The following is a 13,278-nucleotide window of genomic DNA, read 5'->3' on the forward strand; positions in this document are numbered from 1 at the left end:
CGGGAAACGCTTCCATGGACATGACCGGCACGCAGCGCATCGAGGCCCCGCGCGAGGTGGTCTGGGCGGCCCTCAACGATCCCGACGTGCTGAAACAGTGCATTCCCGGCTGCCAGAGCATGGAGCGCGTCGGCGACAATGGCTTCGCCGCCAAGGCCGTGCTGAAGATCGGCCCGGTGAAGGCGAGCTTTTCCGGCAATGTCACGCTCTCCGATATCGACCCGCCGAACGGCTACACGATCTCGGGCGAGGGCAATGGCGGCGTCGCCGGCATGGCCAAGGGCGGCGCGACCGTGAAACTCACGTCCGAAAGCGACGACGTCACCATCCTCGCCTACGACGTGAAGAGCCAGATCTCCGGCAAGATCGCCCAGCTTGGCTCGCGCCTGATCGACGCCACGGCGAAGAAGCTCGCGGGCGAGTTCTTCGAGAGCTTCGGCAAGGTCGTCGCTCCGCCGCCTCCCGGCACCGAGATGCCGGAGGAAAAGAAGAAGTGGTGGAAGTTCGGCAAGAAGGGGTGATGGGGCTTTCGGCAACGCCGGAACGCTGGACGCCGGCCCGCTGCGGCGAATGCGCTACCTCCCCATCATGGCCGGGCCTGGCCCGGCCATCCACGACTTGAATACACCGCGACAAAGGCAAGTCGCGGCTGCCCGGCACAAGGCCGGGCATGACGAAGTGCAAACCTGCCACCGCCGTTGCTGGCCGGGGCGACGGAATGCCTTGCAGGCTACATCTTCTCGCCCGGCAGGCGGCTCGCCTGCCGCACCCAGTCGATGATCCGCGCCTCGTCCGGCGCGTCGCCCTCGTGGATGTGGAAGTAGCGCACATGGGCCTGTTTCGAGGCGACGGGCGGCGCCGGTTGCAGCTCCGCGCCCCGGAAGAACGCCACTTTCACATATTTGGTCAGGCAGTGGATGCCGAGGAACCAGCGCCCCTCCTCCACGCCATAGAGCGGCGAGTTCCATTTCACTGCCTTGCGCACGTCCGGCACCGCCTGCGTGATCAGCGTATCGAGGCGCTGCCCGATATCCCGCTTCCAACCCGGCATGGCCGCGATATAGGCCTGCACCGGCTCGTCGCCGTAGCCCTTGGCGATCTGCGGATTGCCGCCGGAGAGAAGCACCGGCCCCTCTCCCTGCGCAGCCTTGGTCTTCCCGGCCATGCTGGCTCCCTTGATGCCGATCGCCTTCCCGACGGATAGGCGGCCTTAGTCTGCCCGTCGCTCGATCGCTTCCATGTCATCATCCGACAGGCCGAAATGGTGGCCGATCTCATGGATGAGCACGTGGGCGATGACCGCGCCCAGCGTCTCGTCGTGCTCCGCCCAGTAGTCGAGGATCGGCCGGCGGTAGAGCCAGATCATGTTGGGCATGGTTCCCGACGACTGCACCGACTGGAACGGCATGCCGATGCCCTGGAACAGGCCGAGCAGATCGAAATCGGTCTCCGCCTCCATCTCCTTCAGCACCTCCTCCGTCGGAAAATCCTCGACCCGGATGACGAGGTCCTTGCAGAGCGCGCGGAAATCCGCCGGCAGACCCTCATAGGCCTTGTGCGCAATGGCCTCGAAGGCGTCGAGATCGGGCGCCTTGAGGGCGGCGAGGTCGTCGTTGGTGACGGGCATGGAGCACTCGGCGATCGCGCTTCAGCGCAGATAGGTGAGGTAGAGATAGATCAGGCAGCCGAGCCCAACCGCGACCGACAGGATGCGGCCGACGCGCTTGCCCCAGATCTCCGCCGGGTCCGTGCTCTCGCCGCGCGCCGCGAAGAAATCCGCGCCGCGGCGCATCGCGGAATCCAGAATCGGCGCGGAATCCTGATGCACACGGCGAAGCGCGCTTTCGGCCTCGTCCTGCCGCCGCCGGTCGTCCTCGGATCGGTTGTCACGTCCATTCATGGCGCGACCTTAGGCGATTTGCGTGCCCGGCGTCAGGCCCGCCGCCGTCGCAGCCGCGCGGGCCGCCGGCCGTCAACCGATTGGTCACCATAACCTGCAAGGATGGCGGCCTGTACCGGAGTATCGCGATGACCCGCACGCTGGCCGCCGCCGCCCTTCTGACGCTCGCGCTGCCCACGGGCGAGGCGGTCGCGACGCCGTTCTGGTTCGGCTGGTTCGGTCATGACCGCCCGGTCGTCTATCGCCCGGTCGTGACGCCCGAGACTTTCTACTTCCAGCCCGCGCCCCATGCCCGTTCCGCGCCTGCCGAGCGCCACCGCGCTCGCCATTGCCGGGTGGCCGAGCGCCGCTGTCGCTGACCGGTCTCAGGCTTCCTCAAGCCCGACGATGGCCCGCGCGAAGTCGCGCGCCGCGAAGGGCTCCAGATCGTCGACGCCTTCGCCCACCCCGATGAAGTGAACCGGCAGTCCGGTCTTGGCCGCCACCGCGACCAGGATGCCGCCGCGCGCGGTGCCGTCGAGCTTGGTCATGACGAGGCCCGTGACGCCGGCGGTCTTGCCGAAGGCCTCGACCTGCGTCAGCGCGTTCTGGCCGGTCGTGGCATCCAGCACCAGCAGCACCGCATGGGGCGCGGTCGCATCGACCTTGCGCATGACGCGCACGACCTTTTCGAGCTCGGCCATCAGTTCGCCCTTGTTCTGCAGCCGGCCGGCCGTGTCGAGGATGACGATGTCCCGCGCCTCCTCCTGCGCCTGTTTCACCGCATCGAAGGCAAGGCCCGATGAATCCGACCCCTGCGGCCGCGCGACGACCGGAGAGCCGGTGCGCTCGCCCCAGATCTTCAACTGATCGATGGCGGCGGCGCGGAACGTATCGCCGGCGGCGAGCAGCACGGAGCGGCCCTCGGCGCGGTATTTCTGCGCCAGCTTGCCGATGGTCGTGGTCTTGCCGGCGCCGTTGACGCCGACGACCATGATGACGAAGGGACTGGCGCCCTCGATCGCCAGCGGCCGTGCCACCGGCGACAGGATCGCCTCGATCTCGTCGGCGAGGATGGTGCGTACCTCCTCCGGCGAGATGTCCTTGCCGAAGCGCCCCTGCCCCAGCGCGCCGGCGATGCGCGCGGCCGTGTCGACGCCGAGATCGGCCTGGATCAGCAGATCCTCCAGCTCCTCCAGCGTGGAATGGTCGAGCTTGCGCTTGGTGAACAGGTCGGTGACGCCGGTGCCGAGCTTCGACGAGGTGCGGGAAAGCCCCTCCTTCAGGCGCTGCCACCACTTCTTCTTCGGCGCGGCGGGCGCGGCTTCGGCCGCAACGGGCGTCGCCTGTTCCTCATGCCCGAACAGCCGCTTGAAGAAACCGGGCCGTTTCGGCTCGTCGGGCTTCGGCTGGTCGGTCATGGGCAGGCGGTTCTCACGAGGGCGATGGGCTGACAATTGCGATTGTCGCAACATGCGCCATGTAGGCCGGATGGACCGGATTGGCTAGGCATCGCCGCGAGGGTGCCCGGTCGCGGGCAGGCTCCCGCCCGGGGACAAGCTGGCGTAGAAGGACGGCGATGACATCGCCAGACCATCCTCTCCCGCCCGATCCGCTCGGCCTCATCGTCAGGCTGATCCACCGCGACGCCAGCGTGCTGATCCTCAACAAGCCCGCCGGTCTGCCCGTCCACAAGGGGCCGGGCGGCGGCGAGAACCTGTCCGACCATCTCTCGGCGTTGCGCTTCGGCCTGCCGCGCGATCCCGAGCTCGCCCACCGGCTCGACAAGGATACGGCCGGCTGCCTCGTTCTCGGCCGCCATCGCCGCGCGCTGGAACGGCTCGGCAAGCTGTTCAAGGCCAATCAGGTGGACAAGACCTACTGGGCCGTGGTCGAGGGCGGCCCGGCGATTGACGAAGGCGAGATCGACCTCGCCATGAGCCCACGCGACCCGAAGCGCGGCTGGTGGATGAAGGTGGACCCGAAGGGCCAGCCGGCGCTGACGCGCTATCGGGTGCTGGGGCAGGCCGGGGGACGGACATGGCTGGCGCTCGAACCCGTGACCGGGCGCACCCATCAGCTCCGCCTGCATTGCCAGGCCTCGGGGTTTCCGATCCTCGGCGACACGATCTACGGCACGGCGCCGCGCCACGGCGGCCCCGGCCTGCATCTGATGGCGCGCGCGATCAGCCTGCCCTACGACCCGAAGCGACCACCCATCCGCGCCGAGGCGCCACCGCCCGATCACATGCGCGTCGCGCTCGCGGCCTGCGGTTGGACCGGCGGTGATCCGTCCTGAAACAGATTGCGGTATCGGGGTCGGGTGGGCGAAAAGTGCTTCCGCCCGCCTCCGTGTTCCTTCGGACCTAAGACGGGCTTGGAGTCTCACCTCGCGGATCGGATAATCGGCTCAGAGGGAGACAACCATGGCTGGGCATCACGACAAGCGCGAAACGCGCGAGCCTCAGGCGCGCGAGCGCGATCTGATGAAACGCCTGCCGCCGGTGCTGGCGGCGGTCATGAAAGTGCCGGCCTGGAAGCGGCACCTCGGCAAGATCGACCCGCGCGCGATCAACACGCGCGAGGCGTTGGCCAGCCTGCCCATCCAGCGCAAGTCCGACCTGCCCGCCCTGCAGAAGGCGAACCTGCCGTTCGGCGGCCTCATGCCCGGCAAGACCGGCTCGTTCGGCCGGCTGTTCATGTCGCCGGGTCCGATCTTCGAGCCGGAGCCGATCGGCCAGGATGTCTGGCGCGTCGCCCGCGCGATGACCGCCGCCGGCTTCCGGCGCGGCGATATCGTGCTGAACACCTTCTCCTACCATCTGACCCCCGGCGCCTGGTGTTTCGATTCCGGGGCGCGCTCGGTCGGCTGCGCGGTCATTCCCGCCGGCCCCGGCAATACCGACGCGCAGCTCGACCTGATCGAGGCCTACCGCCCGAACGCCTATTCCGGCGTGCCGGACTTCCTGAAGATCCTGCTCGACGCCGCCAAGGAGAAGGGTCGCGACGCCTCGTCGCTCCAGAAGGCGCTGGTCGGTGGCGCGGCCTTTCCCGCCTCGCTCCAGAAGGAGATCGCCGGCCGCGGCGTCGATGCCTACCAGACCTATGCCGTCGCCGAATGCGGCGTCATCGCCTACGAGACCGAGGCGCGCGAGGGTCTGGTGCTGAACGAGGACATCATCCTCGAAGTGGTGCGGCCGGGCACGGGTGATCCGGTGCCGGCCGGCGAGGTCGGCGAGGTGGTGATCACCGTGCTCGACACCCACCATCCGCTGATCCGTTTCGCGGTCGGCGACCTGACGGCGGTGATGGCCGGCCCCTCGCCTTGCGGGCGCACCAACACGCGCATCAAGGGCTGGATGGGCCGCGCCGACCAGACCGCCAAGGTCAAGGGCATGTTCGTCCGGCCCGAGCAGGTGGCCGAGGTGCTGAAGCGCCATCCCGAGATCGGCAAGGCGCGCCTCGTCGTCTCGCGCAACGGCGAGGCCGATACCATGGTGCTGAAGGCCGAGACGCGCTCGCGCGCCGGCGGCTTCACGCAGGAAGTGGGCGAAACCCTTCAGGCGATCATGAAACTGAAGGGTGCGGTCGAGGCCGTGAAGCCCGGCTCGCTGCCGAACGATGGCAAGGTCATCGAGGACACCCGGCCGGTCGGCTGAGGCGGCCGCGACGGGCCGCCTCGCGCCATCAGCGGAACATCGCGGCGTAGCGGTCGCGCCAGGCCCAGACCAGCATCAGCCCCAGCACCACGAGGATGCCGGCGACCGGCAGGCCCTGCGGATTGAGGAAGGCGTGGAACAGCACGATCGTCGCCATGACCGGCGCGATCAGGGCAAGGCCGAAGGCCGGCGCGATGTTGAAGAGAAGGCTCAGCGCGCCGGCGAGATTGATCGCCTTCAGGAACGGCCAGAAGAAGCCCGACGCCTGCAGCGCCAGTTCGAACTGCTTGCCCTTGTCCGAGGTCGGCGGGTGGATGAGGTGATTGCCGGTGAAGATGAACCAGAAGCCGTCCACGGCGCTGACCAGGAACAGCAGGCCGAGCAGCACGCGCGGCGCGTGGACGAGGATGAGATTTTTCATGTCGAATGCCAGTGATGAGACCGATGGTTGGGCGGGCAGCCCGTCTCGCCGCCCGCCATTTCCATAGGGACCCGCGCGGGCGCCGTCAGTATTTCGTCGCGGCGGGCTCTGCCATGGCTTCCGTGCTCGCGCCCACCGCATGGTCGATCAGGTAGAGCCACCTCCCGTCGGGCTGGCGGCGCACGATCTCGGCCGAACTGCCCGATGCGATCAGCCTGCCGCCGTCGCTCAGGTTCCAGTCGGCGCGCAGAAGCGCGATGTCGCCGTGGACGAGACAGAAGGCGTTAACCGATCGCATCGTGCCCGGCGCGGCGAGAAGCTGCGCCAGCGCATCGCGGATGGCGGCGCGGCCCGCCGCGACGCGATCACTGGCATCCGTTTTCAGGATCGCTTCGGGCTCGTAGAGCGCCAGAAGATTGTCGATGCTGCGGCTGTTGAAGGCCCGCGCGAATGTCTCGTTCATCGCATCGGGCATGGTGACTGCGAACATTGTCGTCTCCTTGCTGGGGCGACAGGCACAGACCACATGGATCAGCAGCTATCCAAACGGGAAGGACCGCCGATGGACGCACTGCTCGCACTGCGCGGCCTTGACGAGCCCTCGCCGCGCCGCGCCGCCGACTGCCCGGTGGAGGACTGGCTGGCCTTTCTCGGCCATCGCTGGAATGCGCTGGCGCTTTGGCACCTCAAGGCCGGCCCGAAGCGTCATGGCGCGTTGATGCGCGACCTGCCGGGCATCACGCCGAAAGTGCTGGCCGAACGGCTGACGGGGCTCGAAGGACGCGGCCTGATCGCGCGCAGGGACCTGCGCGGCTATCCGCGCGGCGTCTCGTATGAACTGACGGCGCGCGGACGAGACCTCGTCGCCATTCTCGATCGCCTGGAACTATGGGCGCGTGCGGGCGAGCCGCCCCACTGAAGCTCACACCCAGCCCTTCAGCTCCCGCTCCGCCACGGCGCGGATCACGCCCATGCCGAGGTCGCTGTCGTTGAGGCAGGGGATGTAGGTGAATTTCTCGCCGCCATTGCCCTCGAAAATGTGGCGGTTCTCGCCGTCGAGCTCTTCCAGCGTTTCGAGGCAGTCCGCCGAGAAGCCCGGCGCAATGATCGCCATGGACTTCACGCCCTTCTTGGCCAGCGCCTCCACCGTCTTGTCGGTATAGGGCTTGATCCACTCGTCCGGCCCGAAACGCGACTGGAAGGTCATCACGAGCTTCTCCTCGCTCATGCCGAGCTTCTCGCGCAGCAACCGCCAGGTCTTGTGGCAGTGGCAGTAATAGGGATCGCCGGCCTGCACGTATTTTTCCGGCACGCCGTGGAACGAGGCGAGGATCACCTCCGGCTCGTAGTCGAGACTCGCGAGGTGCTCGCGGATCTGGGTCGCCAGCGCGTCGATATAGGCCGGCTCGTCCTGATAGGGCGGCGCGATGCGGATGGTCGGCTGCCAGCGCATCTCCATCAGCGCGCGGAACAGGTGGTCGTTGGCGGTGGCCACCGTCGCGGCCGCATATTGCGGATAGAGCGAGAAGGCGAGGATGCGGTCGCAGCCCTGGTCCAGCAGGCGCTGCACCGCCGGCTTGATGGCGGGATTGCCGTAGCGCATCGCCCAGTCGACGACGATATCGCGGCTCACGGCCTTCATCGCCTCGGCGAGCTTCTCCGCCTGATTGCGGGTGATGGTCTTGAGGAAGCTCTCATCCTTCTCGCGGTTCCAGATGGTCGCGTAATCGCGGCCCTTCTTCTGCGGGCGGCGCTGCAGGATGATCAGGTTGAGCAGCGGCCACCAGATCGCGCGCGGCGTCTCGATGACGCGGCGGTCGGACAGGAACTCCTTGAGGTAGCGGCGCATCGACCAGTAGTCGGTGCCGTCGGGCGTGCCGAGGTTCATCAGCAGGATGCCGACCTTGCCGGATTTCACCGGGACGTGGCCGGGGGGGAGCCTCATTTCTCGCATCATTCACTCGCGCGATCGTCGTCGACCGGGGTGATACGCCCGAACTGGAACCTTTGAAAGGTGATAGACCGCCGCGGCAGGCCGGATTTGCCCTGAATCAGGCGCGCGCCCTCAGCGCCGCCGCCGCGACCAGAGCGAGGCCGGCGGTCGCGCCGATCGTGCCTGCGGCGTTCAACGCCAGCGGCGAGCCGAACAGGCCGGGGCCGGCGACCGCCGCGACATAGCCGACCAGCACCGAGCCGAGGGCGATGACGGCCGAAAGCGCGAATTGCTGCGACAGCCGCGTGGTCAAGAGGCGCGCGGTGGCCGGCGGGCAGACGATCATCGCCACCGCGAGGACCACGCCGACCGACTTGAAGGCAGCGGTGCAGGCGAGCGCCGTGGCGGTGAGAAGCGCCGCCTCCAGAAGCCCGACCGGCAGGCCGGTGGCCCGCGCGAAGACCGGGTCGAAGGCGAGCAGCGCCAGTTCCTTGCGGAAGGCGAACAGGATGGCCGAGACCAGCACCAGCACCAATGCCAGTTCCGACACCACCTGCGGCAGGGTGGCGAGCTTCTGGAAGAGCGACAGGTTCTCGGCCCCCTCGCCGGTCACCCAGATCAGCCCCTCGAGATAGCCGGTGACGACGTGGTGAATGTCGAAGCCGGTATGCGAGAGGCCCGTCCATTCCAGCATCAGGATGCCGAAGGCGAAGAACGAGGTGAAGACGATGCCGAGCGCCGCGCCCGGCTCGACCCGTCCGACGCGGGTCAGGAAGGCGACGAGCCCGCTTGCCGCGAAGGCCGCGATGAGGCCGCCGGCCAGCACCACGACGCTGCCGGTCAGTCCGGTCAGCGCCACCGCCACGACCACGCCCGGCACGACCGAATGGCTGAGAGCGTCGGCCGCCATGGCGCGGCGGGTGAGAATGAGAAGGTTGCCGACGAGCGCGCAGGCGAGCGCTGCAAGGCTCGCGGCGGTGAGCGGCACGAAATCGACGGTCCAGAACTCGCCCATCAGACGCGCCCCGCGACGAGGCCGCGCGCGCGGCCGAACAGCAGGCTCGCCGTGAAGATCGCCGCCGCCACGAGGACGATGGCTGGCCCGGTCGGCGTGTCCGAGAGAACCGCCGACAGCGCTGCGCCGGAGAAGGCGGAGGCAGCACCAATGGCCGCCGCGACACTCACGACCACGCCCGCCCGGTCGGACCAGAAGCGGGCGGCGGCCGGCGGGATCACCACCAGCGCGACGGCCAGCACGAAGCCGGCGATCGGCAGGGCCGCGACCACCACCACCGCGCAGACCAGCGCGACCAGCGCGTCGAGCCGCGCCACCGGCAGGCCGGTCGTGACAGCGAAATCGGGATCGAAGGCAACCGCCGAGAGCTCCTTCAGCACCATTCCGATCACCAGCAGAACCAGCACGGCGAGCGCCGCCATGGCATAGGCCTCGCCCGGCAGCATGCCGGCGGCCGAGCCGAACAGCAGCGTCTCCAGCCCCGCCTGCCGACCGACCGTCAGCGTCTGCACCAGCGACATCAGCGCGAGCCCAAGCCCGAAGCCGCAGGCGAGCACCGCCGCCGTCGCCGTATCGGGCCCGACCTTCGGTTTGCGTCCGAGCCATTCGATGGCGGCGAGCGACAGGAAGGCCGCGATACCAGCGCCGCCCATCAGCCAGCCGGCCTCGCGCGGCTGCCGGCCGATCAGCGCCGCGACGAGGAAGGCGGCCGCGATGCCGGGCAGCGTCGCATGCGCCACGGCGTCGGAGACCAGCGTGCGGCCGCGCAGCATGGCGAAGGTGCCGGCGGCGCCCGCCGCGCAGCCGAGCGCGGCCGAGCCCAGCATCACTACGGAGGTGTTGAAGCCGGCATCGAAGGCGAGAACGCGCAGGAGATCGGCGAGGAAACGGTCCATGATCAGAACGCCATGGCCTCAGACGGCCAGGGGCACGCCATAGGCGCGGGCGAGCACCTGCGGCGTGAAGGCTTCTCCGGTGGGGCCGGCGGCGATGACCTTCTTGTTCAGCACCAGCACGTCGCGGAAGCGCTCGGCCACCGTGCCGAGGTCGTGATGGACGCAGATGACCAGGCGGCCGTCGCGCTCCAGCGCATCGAAGACATCGAGAATGATGCGTTCGGAAGCGGCGTCGACGCCGGCCAGCGGCTCGTCGAGAAACAGGATGCGGGCGTCACGCGCCAGCCCGCGCGCCAGGAACACGCGCTGCTGCTGGCCGCCGGACATCTGGCCGATCTGGCGGCCGGAAAGGTCGGCAAGGCCCACCCGATCAAGGAGGGAGAGCGCCCGGTCGCGGCGGGCCTTGCCGTAGGCGCGAAACCAGCCGGTCTCGCGCACCATGCCCTGAAGCACCACGTCGAGCGCGGTGGCCGGAAAATCCCAATCGACCGAAGCGCGCTGCGGCACGTAGGCCGTGACGTCGCGCGCTTCGTCGAACGGCCGTCCGCCGACCGTGACGCGGCCGGTGGAGGGCACGAGGCCGAGGATCGCCTTGATCAGCGTCGACTTGCCCGCGCCGTTCGGGCCGACGATGGCCGTCAGTCCGGTCGCCGGCGCGGTCCAGGTCACGTCGACGAGCGCCGGAACGCCGCGGTAGGAAACCGACAGACCCTCCACCACCAGCCGGTCGCGCACATGCGCGCGGGGCGCTGCTGGCATGGCGTCGGGGGGCGTGCGCGCAAGCATGGTCATTCCGTCAGCCGGTATGGGCCAGCCGGCCCGACATGCCCTTTTCGGGCGCGCTGCCGCCCAGCGCCCGCGCGATGGCCGTGACATTGTGGTCGATCATGCCGACATAGGTGCCCTCGTAGCTGCCGGGCTTGCCCATGGCATCGGAGAACAGCTCGGCGCCGATCTTCACCTGATGGCCGCGACGCGCCGCGCCCTCGATCACCGCGCGGATGTTGCGGTCCGAGACGGAACTCTCGACGAAGACGGCGGGAATCTTGCGCGACACCACCAGCTCGACCGTCGCCTCGATGGCCTTGAGGCCGGCTTCGCTTTCGGTGGAAATGCCCTGGATGCCGTGCACCTCGAGATTATGGGCGCGCGCCATGTAGTTGAAGGCATCGTGCGCGGTCACCAGCACGCGCCGCTCGGCCGGCACGCTCGACAGCACCTCGCCGGCATAGACGCCGAGCGCCTCCACCTTGGCGAGCGTCGGCTCGAGATCGGGCGTCACCTTGCGCCGGTTCGGCACGTTGACCCCGACCAGCGCGAGCGCGACCGAGCGCACCACCACGGCCCACAGTTTCGGGTCCATCCAGACATGCGGGTCGGGCTTGTCGGGCACCTCGTCGTCCTTGAGCAGCTGCTCCTTCGGGATCGCCTCGGCGGCAAGCACGGCCGGCCGGCGGCGCGCGAGCTGGGTGAAGGTCTCGCGGAACTGCGCTTCGAGGTTGAGCCCGTGGGCGATGACCAGATCGGCCTGGGTCATCTTCACGATGTCGGCGCGGGTCGGGCGGTAGAGGTGCGGATCGACGCCTTCCCCCATCAGCGCTTCGACGCGCACCTGCGCCCCCGCGAGCATCTTCACGGTGTCGGCCAGCATCGAGGTTGTCGCGACGATATTGAGCGGCTGCGCGCCCTGCGCCAGCACGGGCACCGGCAGCGCCGCCACGGCGGCTGCGCCGAGAACCATTCGACGGGTCGGACCTTGGCTCATCGGGCGTGGTTTCCAGTCTGGGCTGAAGCGCTGTTGCAAGTCATTTGCAATAACGTGAGGCCAGTCCAGCGTCCTGTCAAGCCGCCTGTGGCATCGCGGCGCAGCTCCCCCGGAAACAGGTGCGCGCCCCGTGCGTCACGGCGGCGCAATCTCCATCTGTTGACCTGAGCATGCCGCATCGCGCCTGCCCGTCGGGCGCGGCACGCGCCTGCGCCTCATTGAGCCCCGGCCCCGGCCGGACTAGGCTCGCCGTCTCACCGGAGAGACTTCATGTTCCCGTTCATCGGCAGCGACATCGCCCTCATCGGCCTCGTGATCCTCGTCATCCTGTTCCTGTTCGCCGGCATCAAGACCGTGCCGCAGGGCTATCAGTGGACCGTCGAGCGGTTCGGCCGCTACGTGCGCACGCTCCCCCCCGGCCTGTCGCTGATCGTGCCGTTCATCGACCGGATCGGTCACAAGGTGAACGTCATGGAGCAGATGCTGGACGTCCCCAGCCAGGAGGTCATCACCAAGGACAATGCCAAGGTGACCGTCGACGGCGTGGTCTTCTTCCAGGTTCTCGATCCCGCCCGCGCCTCCTACGAGATCACCCGGCTCGACCAGTCGCTGATGAATCTCGCCATGACCAATATCCGCACCGTCATGGGCTCGATGGACCTCGACGCGCTGCTGTCCAACCGCGACCAGATCAACGAGAGCCTACTGCGCGTCGTCGATCACGCGGCCTCGCCCTGGGGCGTCAAGGTCAACCGCATCGAGATCAAGGACATCGCGCCGCCCAACGACCTCGTCGCCGCCATGGCGCGCCAGATGAAGGCCGAGCGCGAGAAGCGCGCGGTCATCCTCGAGGCCGAGGGCCAGCGCCAGTCGGAAATCCTGAAAGCAGAGGGCGAGAAGCAGTCGCAGATCCTGGAGGCCGAGGGTCGCAAGGAAGCCGCCTTCCGCGACGCCGAGGCGCGCGAGCGGCAGGCGCAGGCCGAGGCCAAGGCGACCGAAATGCTGTCCGTGGCGGTCGCCGGCGGCAACGCGCTGTCGATCAACTACTTCGTCGCCGAGAAATACCTGAAGGCGCTGGAGGCGCTGGCCCGCTCGCCCAACCAGAAGACGCTGATCCTGCCCGTCGAGACGACGCAGATCCTCGGCTCGCTCTCCGGTATCGGCGAGATCGCCAAGCAGGCATTCGGCAGCGATCCGCAGGCCCCGGCCCGGCCCGTCGGCCGGGGCGGCAGCGTGCCGACCTCGGGAGGCTGACATGATCGTCGCGACCATCGCCTCGTGGGGGGCGTGGGCCTGGATCGCACTGGCGGCCGTGCTGATGGCCGCCGAGATTCTGGCGCCCGGCTATTTCCTGATCTGGCTCGGCCTCGCCGCCGCGCTCACCGGCGTGATCTTCCTGATGGTCGATGCCGTCTGGCAGATCCAGCTCGCGGTCTTCGCCGCCTTCTCGCTGATCAGCCTTTACGGCTGGTTCAAGGTCATGAAGGCGAGCAACGGCTCGGCCAGCGACCGTCCCGATCTCAACCGCCGGCCCGAGGCCATGATCGGCCGCGAATTCGTGCTGGACGAGCCGATCCAGGCCGGGCGCGGACGTATCCGCGTCGCGGACAGCGTCTGGGCCGTCTCCGGCCCGGACCTGTCGTCCGGCACGCGCGTCAGGGTGCGTGGCCTCGACGGCGCGACGCTGGTGGTCGAGGCGGCTTAGGAGCG

Annotated in this window: 18 protein-coding genes; 7 read left to right on the forward strand and 11 right to left on the reverse strand. The window is 68.6% G+C overall.

Annotated elements, in window-relative coordinates; translation table 11 throughout:
- Nucleotides 1-14 precede the first annotated feature (14 nt).
- On the forward strand, nt 15-521 hold the full coding sequence (locus tag JNK84_RS03815; protein WP_293420725.1) for a CoxG family protein: 507 nt from the start codon (nt 15-17) through the stop codon (nt 519-521).
- A gap of 209 nt (nt 522-730) precedes the next feature.
- Here the strand turns inward: JNK84_RS03815 and JNK84_RS03820 are convergent, their stop codons facing one another.
- The 3 genes from JNK84_RS03820 to JNK84_RS03830 are packed head-to-tail and all read right to left on the reverse strand — an operon-like array spanning nt 731 to nt 1,900.
- Nucleotides 731-1,165, reverse strand: a complete 435-nt coding sequence (locus JNK84_RS03820) for a DUF1801 domain-containing protein (protein ID WP_293420727.1) — start codon at nt 1,163-1,165, stop codon at nt 731-733.
- A gap of 45 nt (nt 1,166-1,210) precedes the next feature.
- Nucleotides 1,211-1,627 (reverse strand): metallopeptidase family protein, encoded by a 417-nt coding sequence (locus JNK84_RS03825; RefSeq protein WP_293420729.1) that lies wholly within the window; start codon nt 1,625-1,627, stop codon nt 1,211-1,213.
- A 21-nt stretch (nt 1,628-1,648) separates the two neighbouring features.
- On the reverse strand, nt 1,649-1,900 hold the full coding sequence (locus JNK84_RS03830) for a hypothetical protein (RefSeq protein ID WP_293420731.1): 252 nt from the start codon (nt 1,898-1,900) through the stop codon (nt 1,649-1,651).
- A gap of 128 nt (nt 1,901-2,028) precedes the next feature.
- Here JNK84_RS03830 and JNK84_RS03835 point away from each other — a divergent pair, with 128 nt between their 5' ends.
- Complete coding sequence (locus JNK84_RS03835) at nt 2,029-2,259, forward strand: hypothetical protein (protein WP_293420733.1); 231 nt, start codon at nt 2,029-2,031, stop codon at nt 2,257-2,259.
- Between the two features lie 6 nt (nt 2,260-2,265).
- Here JNK84_RS03835 and ftsY read toward each other — a convergent pair whose 3' ends face one another.
- Nucleotides 2,266-3,300, reverse strand: coding sequence for a signal recognition particle-docking protein FtsY (ftsY, locus tag JNK84_RS03840; protein ID WP_367272225.1), 1,035 nt, complete (start codon nt 3,298-3,300; stop codon nt 2,266-2,268).
- 158 nt (nt 3,301-3,458) lie between these two features.
- Between ftsY and JNK84_RS03845 the strand changes: the two genes are divergently transcribed.
- Together JNK84_RS03845 and JNK84_RS03850 are read left to right on the forward strand one after the other, a co-directional pair.
- A complete protein-coding gene (locus JNK84_RS03845; RefSeq protein ID WP_293420737.1) occupies nt 3,459-4,178 on the forward strand; it encodes an RluA family pseudouridine synthase in 720 nt (239 codons plus the stop codon).
- Between the two features lie 127 nt (nt 4,179-4,305).
- A complete protein-coding gene (locus JNK84_RS03850; protein WP_293420739.1) occupies nt 4,306-5,538 on the forward strand; it encodes a phenylacetate--CoA ligase family protein in 1,233 nt (410 codons plus the stop codon).
- Between the two features lie 28 nt (nt 5,539-5,566).
- Here the strand turns inward: JNK84_RS03850 and JNK84_RS03855 are convergent, their stop codons facing one another.
- Together JNK84_RS03855 and JNK84_RS03860 are read right to left on the reverse strand one after the other, a co-directional pair.
- The gene (locus tag JNK84_RS03855; RefSeq protein ID WP_293420741.1) at nt 5,567-5,959 is read right to left on the reverse strand and encodes a hypothetical protein; all 393 of its coding nucleotides are present in this window, start codon (nt 5,957-5,959) and stop codon (nt 5,567-5,569) included.
- Nucleotides 5,960-6,044: 85 nt separating this feature from the next.
- A complete protein-coding gene (locus JNK84_RS03860; RefSeq protein ID WP_293420743.1) occupies nt 6,045-6,449 on the reverse strand; it encodes a YybH family protein in 405 nt (134 codons plus the stop codon).
- A 72-nt stretch (nt 6,450-6,521) separates the two neighbouring features.
- On the opposite strand from JNK84_RS03860, the gene JNK84_RS03865 reads away from it, so the two are divergent.
- Nucleotides 6,522-6,878, forward strand: coding sequence for a winged helix-turn-helix transcriptional regulator (locus tag JNK84_RS03865; RefSeq protein WP_293420745.1), 357 nt, complete (start codon nt 6,522-6,524; stop codon nt 6,876-6,878).
- Nucleotides 6,879-6,881: 3 nt separating this feature from the next.
- On the opposite strand, the gene hemH is transcribed toward JNK84_RS03865, so the two are convergent.
- From hemH to JNK84_RS03890, 5 genes are all read right to left on the reverse strand, one after another.
- Nucleotides 6,882-7,913, reverse strand: coding sequence for a ferrochelatase (gene hemH / locus JNK84_RS03870; protein ID WP_293420805.1), 1,032 nt, complete (start codon nt 7,911-7,913; stop codon nt 6,882-6,884).
- A gap of 97 nt (nt 7,914-8,010) precedes the next feature.
- Nucleotides 8,011-8,907 (reverse strand): metal ABC transporter permease, encoded by an 897-nt coding sequence (locus tag JNK84_RS03875; protein WP_293420747.1) that lies wholly within the window; start codon nt 8,905-8,907, stop codon nt 8,011-8,013.
- A complete protein-coding gene (locus JNK84_RS03880) occupies nt 8,907-9,803 on the reverse strand; it encodes a metal ABC transporter permease (protein WP_293420749.1) in 897 nt (298 codons plus the stop codon). Before JNK84_RS03880 ends, JNK84_RS03875 begins: the two co-directional genes overlap by 1 nt.
- Nucleotides 9,804-9,821: 18 nt before the next feature.
- Nucleotides 9,822-10,595 (reverse strand): metal ABC transporter ATP-binding protein, encoded by a 774-nt coding sequence (locus JNK84_RS03885; protein WP_293420751.1) that lies wholly within the window; start codon nt 10,593-10,595, stop codon nt 9,822-9,824.
- 4 nt (nt 10,596-10,599) lie between these two features.
- The gene (locus JNK84_RS03890; RefSeq protein ID WP_293420753.1) at nt 10,600-11,568 is read right to left on the reverse strand and encodes a metal ABC transporter solute-binding protein, Zn/Mn family; all 969 of its coding nucleotides are present in this window, start codon (nt 11,566-11,568) and stop codon (nt 10,600-10,602) included.
- Between the two features lie 270 nt (nt 11,569-11,838).
- On the opposite strand from JNK84_RS03890, the gene JNK84_RS03895 reads away from it, so the two are divergent.
- Nucleotides 11,839-12,822, forward strand: coding sequence for an SPFH domain-containing protein (locus JNK84_RS03895; protein WP_293420755.1), 984 nt, complete (start codon nt 11,839-11,841; stop codon nt 12,820-12,822).
- A 1-nt stretch (nt 12,823) separates the two neighbouring features.
- Nucleotides 12,824-13,273, forward strand: coding sequence for an NfeD family protein (locus tag JNK84_RS03900; RefSeq protein WP_293420757.1), 450 nt, complete (start codon nt 12,824-12,826; stop codon nt 13,271-13,273).
- The last annotated feature ends 5 nt before the right edge of the window (nt 13,274-13,278 follow it).

It is taken from the genome of Phreatobacter sp., from assembly GCF_016793595.1.
In the GTDB taxonomy this organism is placed as follows: domain Bacteria; phylum Pseudomonadota; class Alphaproteobacteria; order Rhizobiales; family Phreatobacteraceae; genus Phreatobacter.

Coding starts and splice junctions, on each gene's coding strand:
- JNK84_RS03815 (WP_293420725.1), top strand. CDS start 15: ATGGACATGACCGGCACGCAGCGCATCGAGGCCCCGCGCGAGGTGGTC.
- JNK84_RS03820 (WP_293420727.1), bottom strand. CDS start 1,165: ATGGCCGGGAAGACCAAGGCTGCGCAGGGAGAGGGGCCGGTGCTTCTC.
- JNK84_RS03825 (WP_293420729.1), bottom strand. CDS start 1,627: ATGCCCGTCACCAACGACGACCTCGCCGCCCTCAAGGCGCCCGATCTC.
- JNK84_RS03830 (WP_293420731.1), bottom strand. CDS start 1,900: ATGAATGGACGTGACAACCGATCCGAGGACGACCGGCGGCGGCAGGAC.
- JNK84_RS03835 (WP_293420733.1), top strand. CDS start 2,029: ATGACCCGCACGCTGGCCGCCGCCGCCCTTCTGACGCTCGCGCTGCCC.
- ftsY (WP_367272225.1), bottom strand. CDS start 3,300: ATGACCGACCAGCCGAAGCCCGACGAGCCGAAACGGCCCGGTTTCTTC.
- JNK84_RS03845 (WP_293420737.1), top strand. CDS start 3,459: ATGACATCGCCAGACCATCCTCTCCCGCCCGATCCGCTCGGCCTCATC.
- JNK84_RS03850 (WP_293420739.1), top strand. CDS start 4,306: ATGGCTGGGCATCACGACAAGCGCGAAACGCGCGAGCCTCAGGCGCGC.
- JNK84_RS03855 (WP_293420741.1), bottom strand. CDS start 5,959: ATGAAAAATCTCATCCTCGTCCACGCGCCGCGCGTGCTGCTCGGCCTG.
- JNK84_RS03860 (WP_293420743.1), bottom strand. CDS start 6,449: ATGTTCGCAGTCACCATGCCCGATGCGATGAACGAGACATTCGCGCGG.
- JNK84_RS03865 (WP_293420745.1), top strand. CDS start 6,522: ATGGACGCACTGCTCGCACTGCGCGGCCTTGACGAGCCCTCGCCGCGC.
- hemH (WP_293420805.1), bottom strand. CDS start 7,913: ATGCGAGAAATGAGGCTCCCCCCCGGCCACGTCCCGGTGAAATCCGGC.
- JNK84_RS03875 (WP_293420747.1), bottom strand. CDS start 8,907: ATGGGCGAGTTCTGGACCGTCGATTTCGTGCCGCTCACCGCCGCGAGC.
- JNK84_RS03880 (WP_293420749.1), bottom strand. CDS start 9,803: ATGGACCGTTTCCTCGCCGATCTCCTGCGCGTTCTCGCCTTCGATGCC.
- JNK84_RS03885 (WP_293420751.1), bottom strand. CDS start 10,595: ATGACCATGCTTGCGCGCACGCCCCCCGACGCCATGCCAGCAGCGCCC.
- JNK84_RS03890 (WP_293420753.1), bottom strand. CDS start 11,568: ATGAGCCAAGGTCCGACCCGTCGAATGGTTCTCGGCGCAGCCGCCGTG.
- JNK84_RS03895 (WP_293420755.1), top strand. CDS start 11,839: ATGTTCCCGTTCATCGGCAGCGACATCGCCCTCATCGGCCTCGTGATC.
- JNK84_RS03900 (WP_293420757.1), top strand. CDS start 12,824: ATGATCGTCGCGACCATCGCCTCGTGGGGGGCGTGGGCCTGGATCGCA.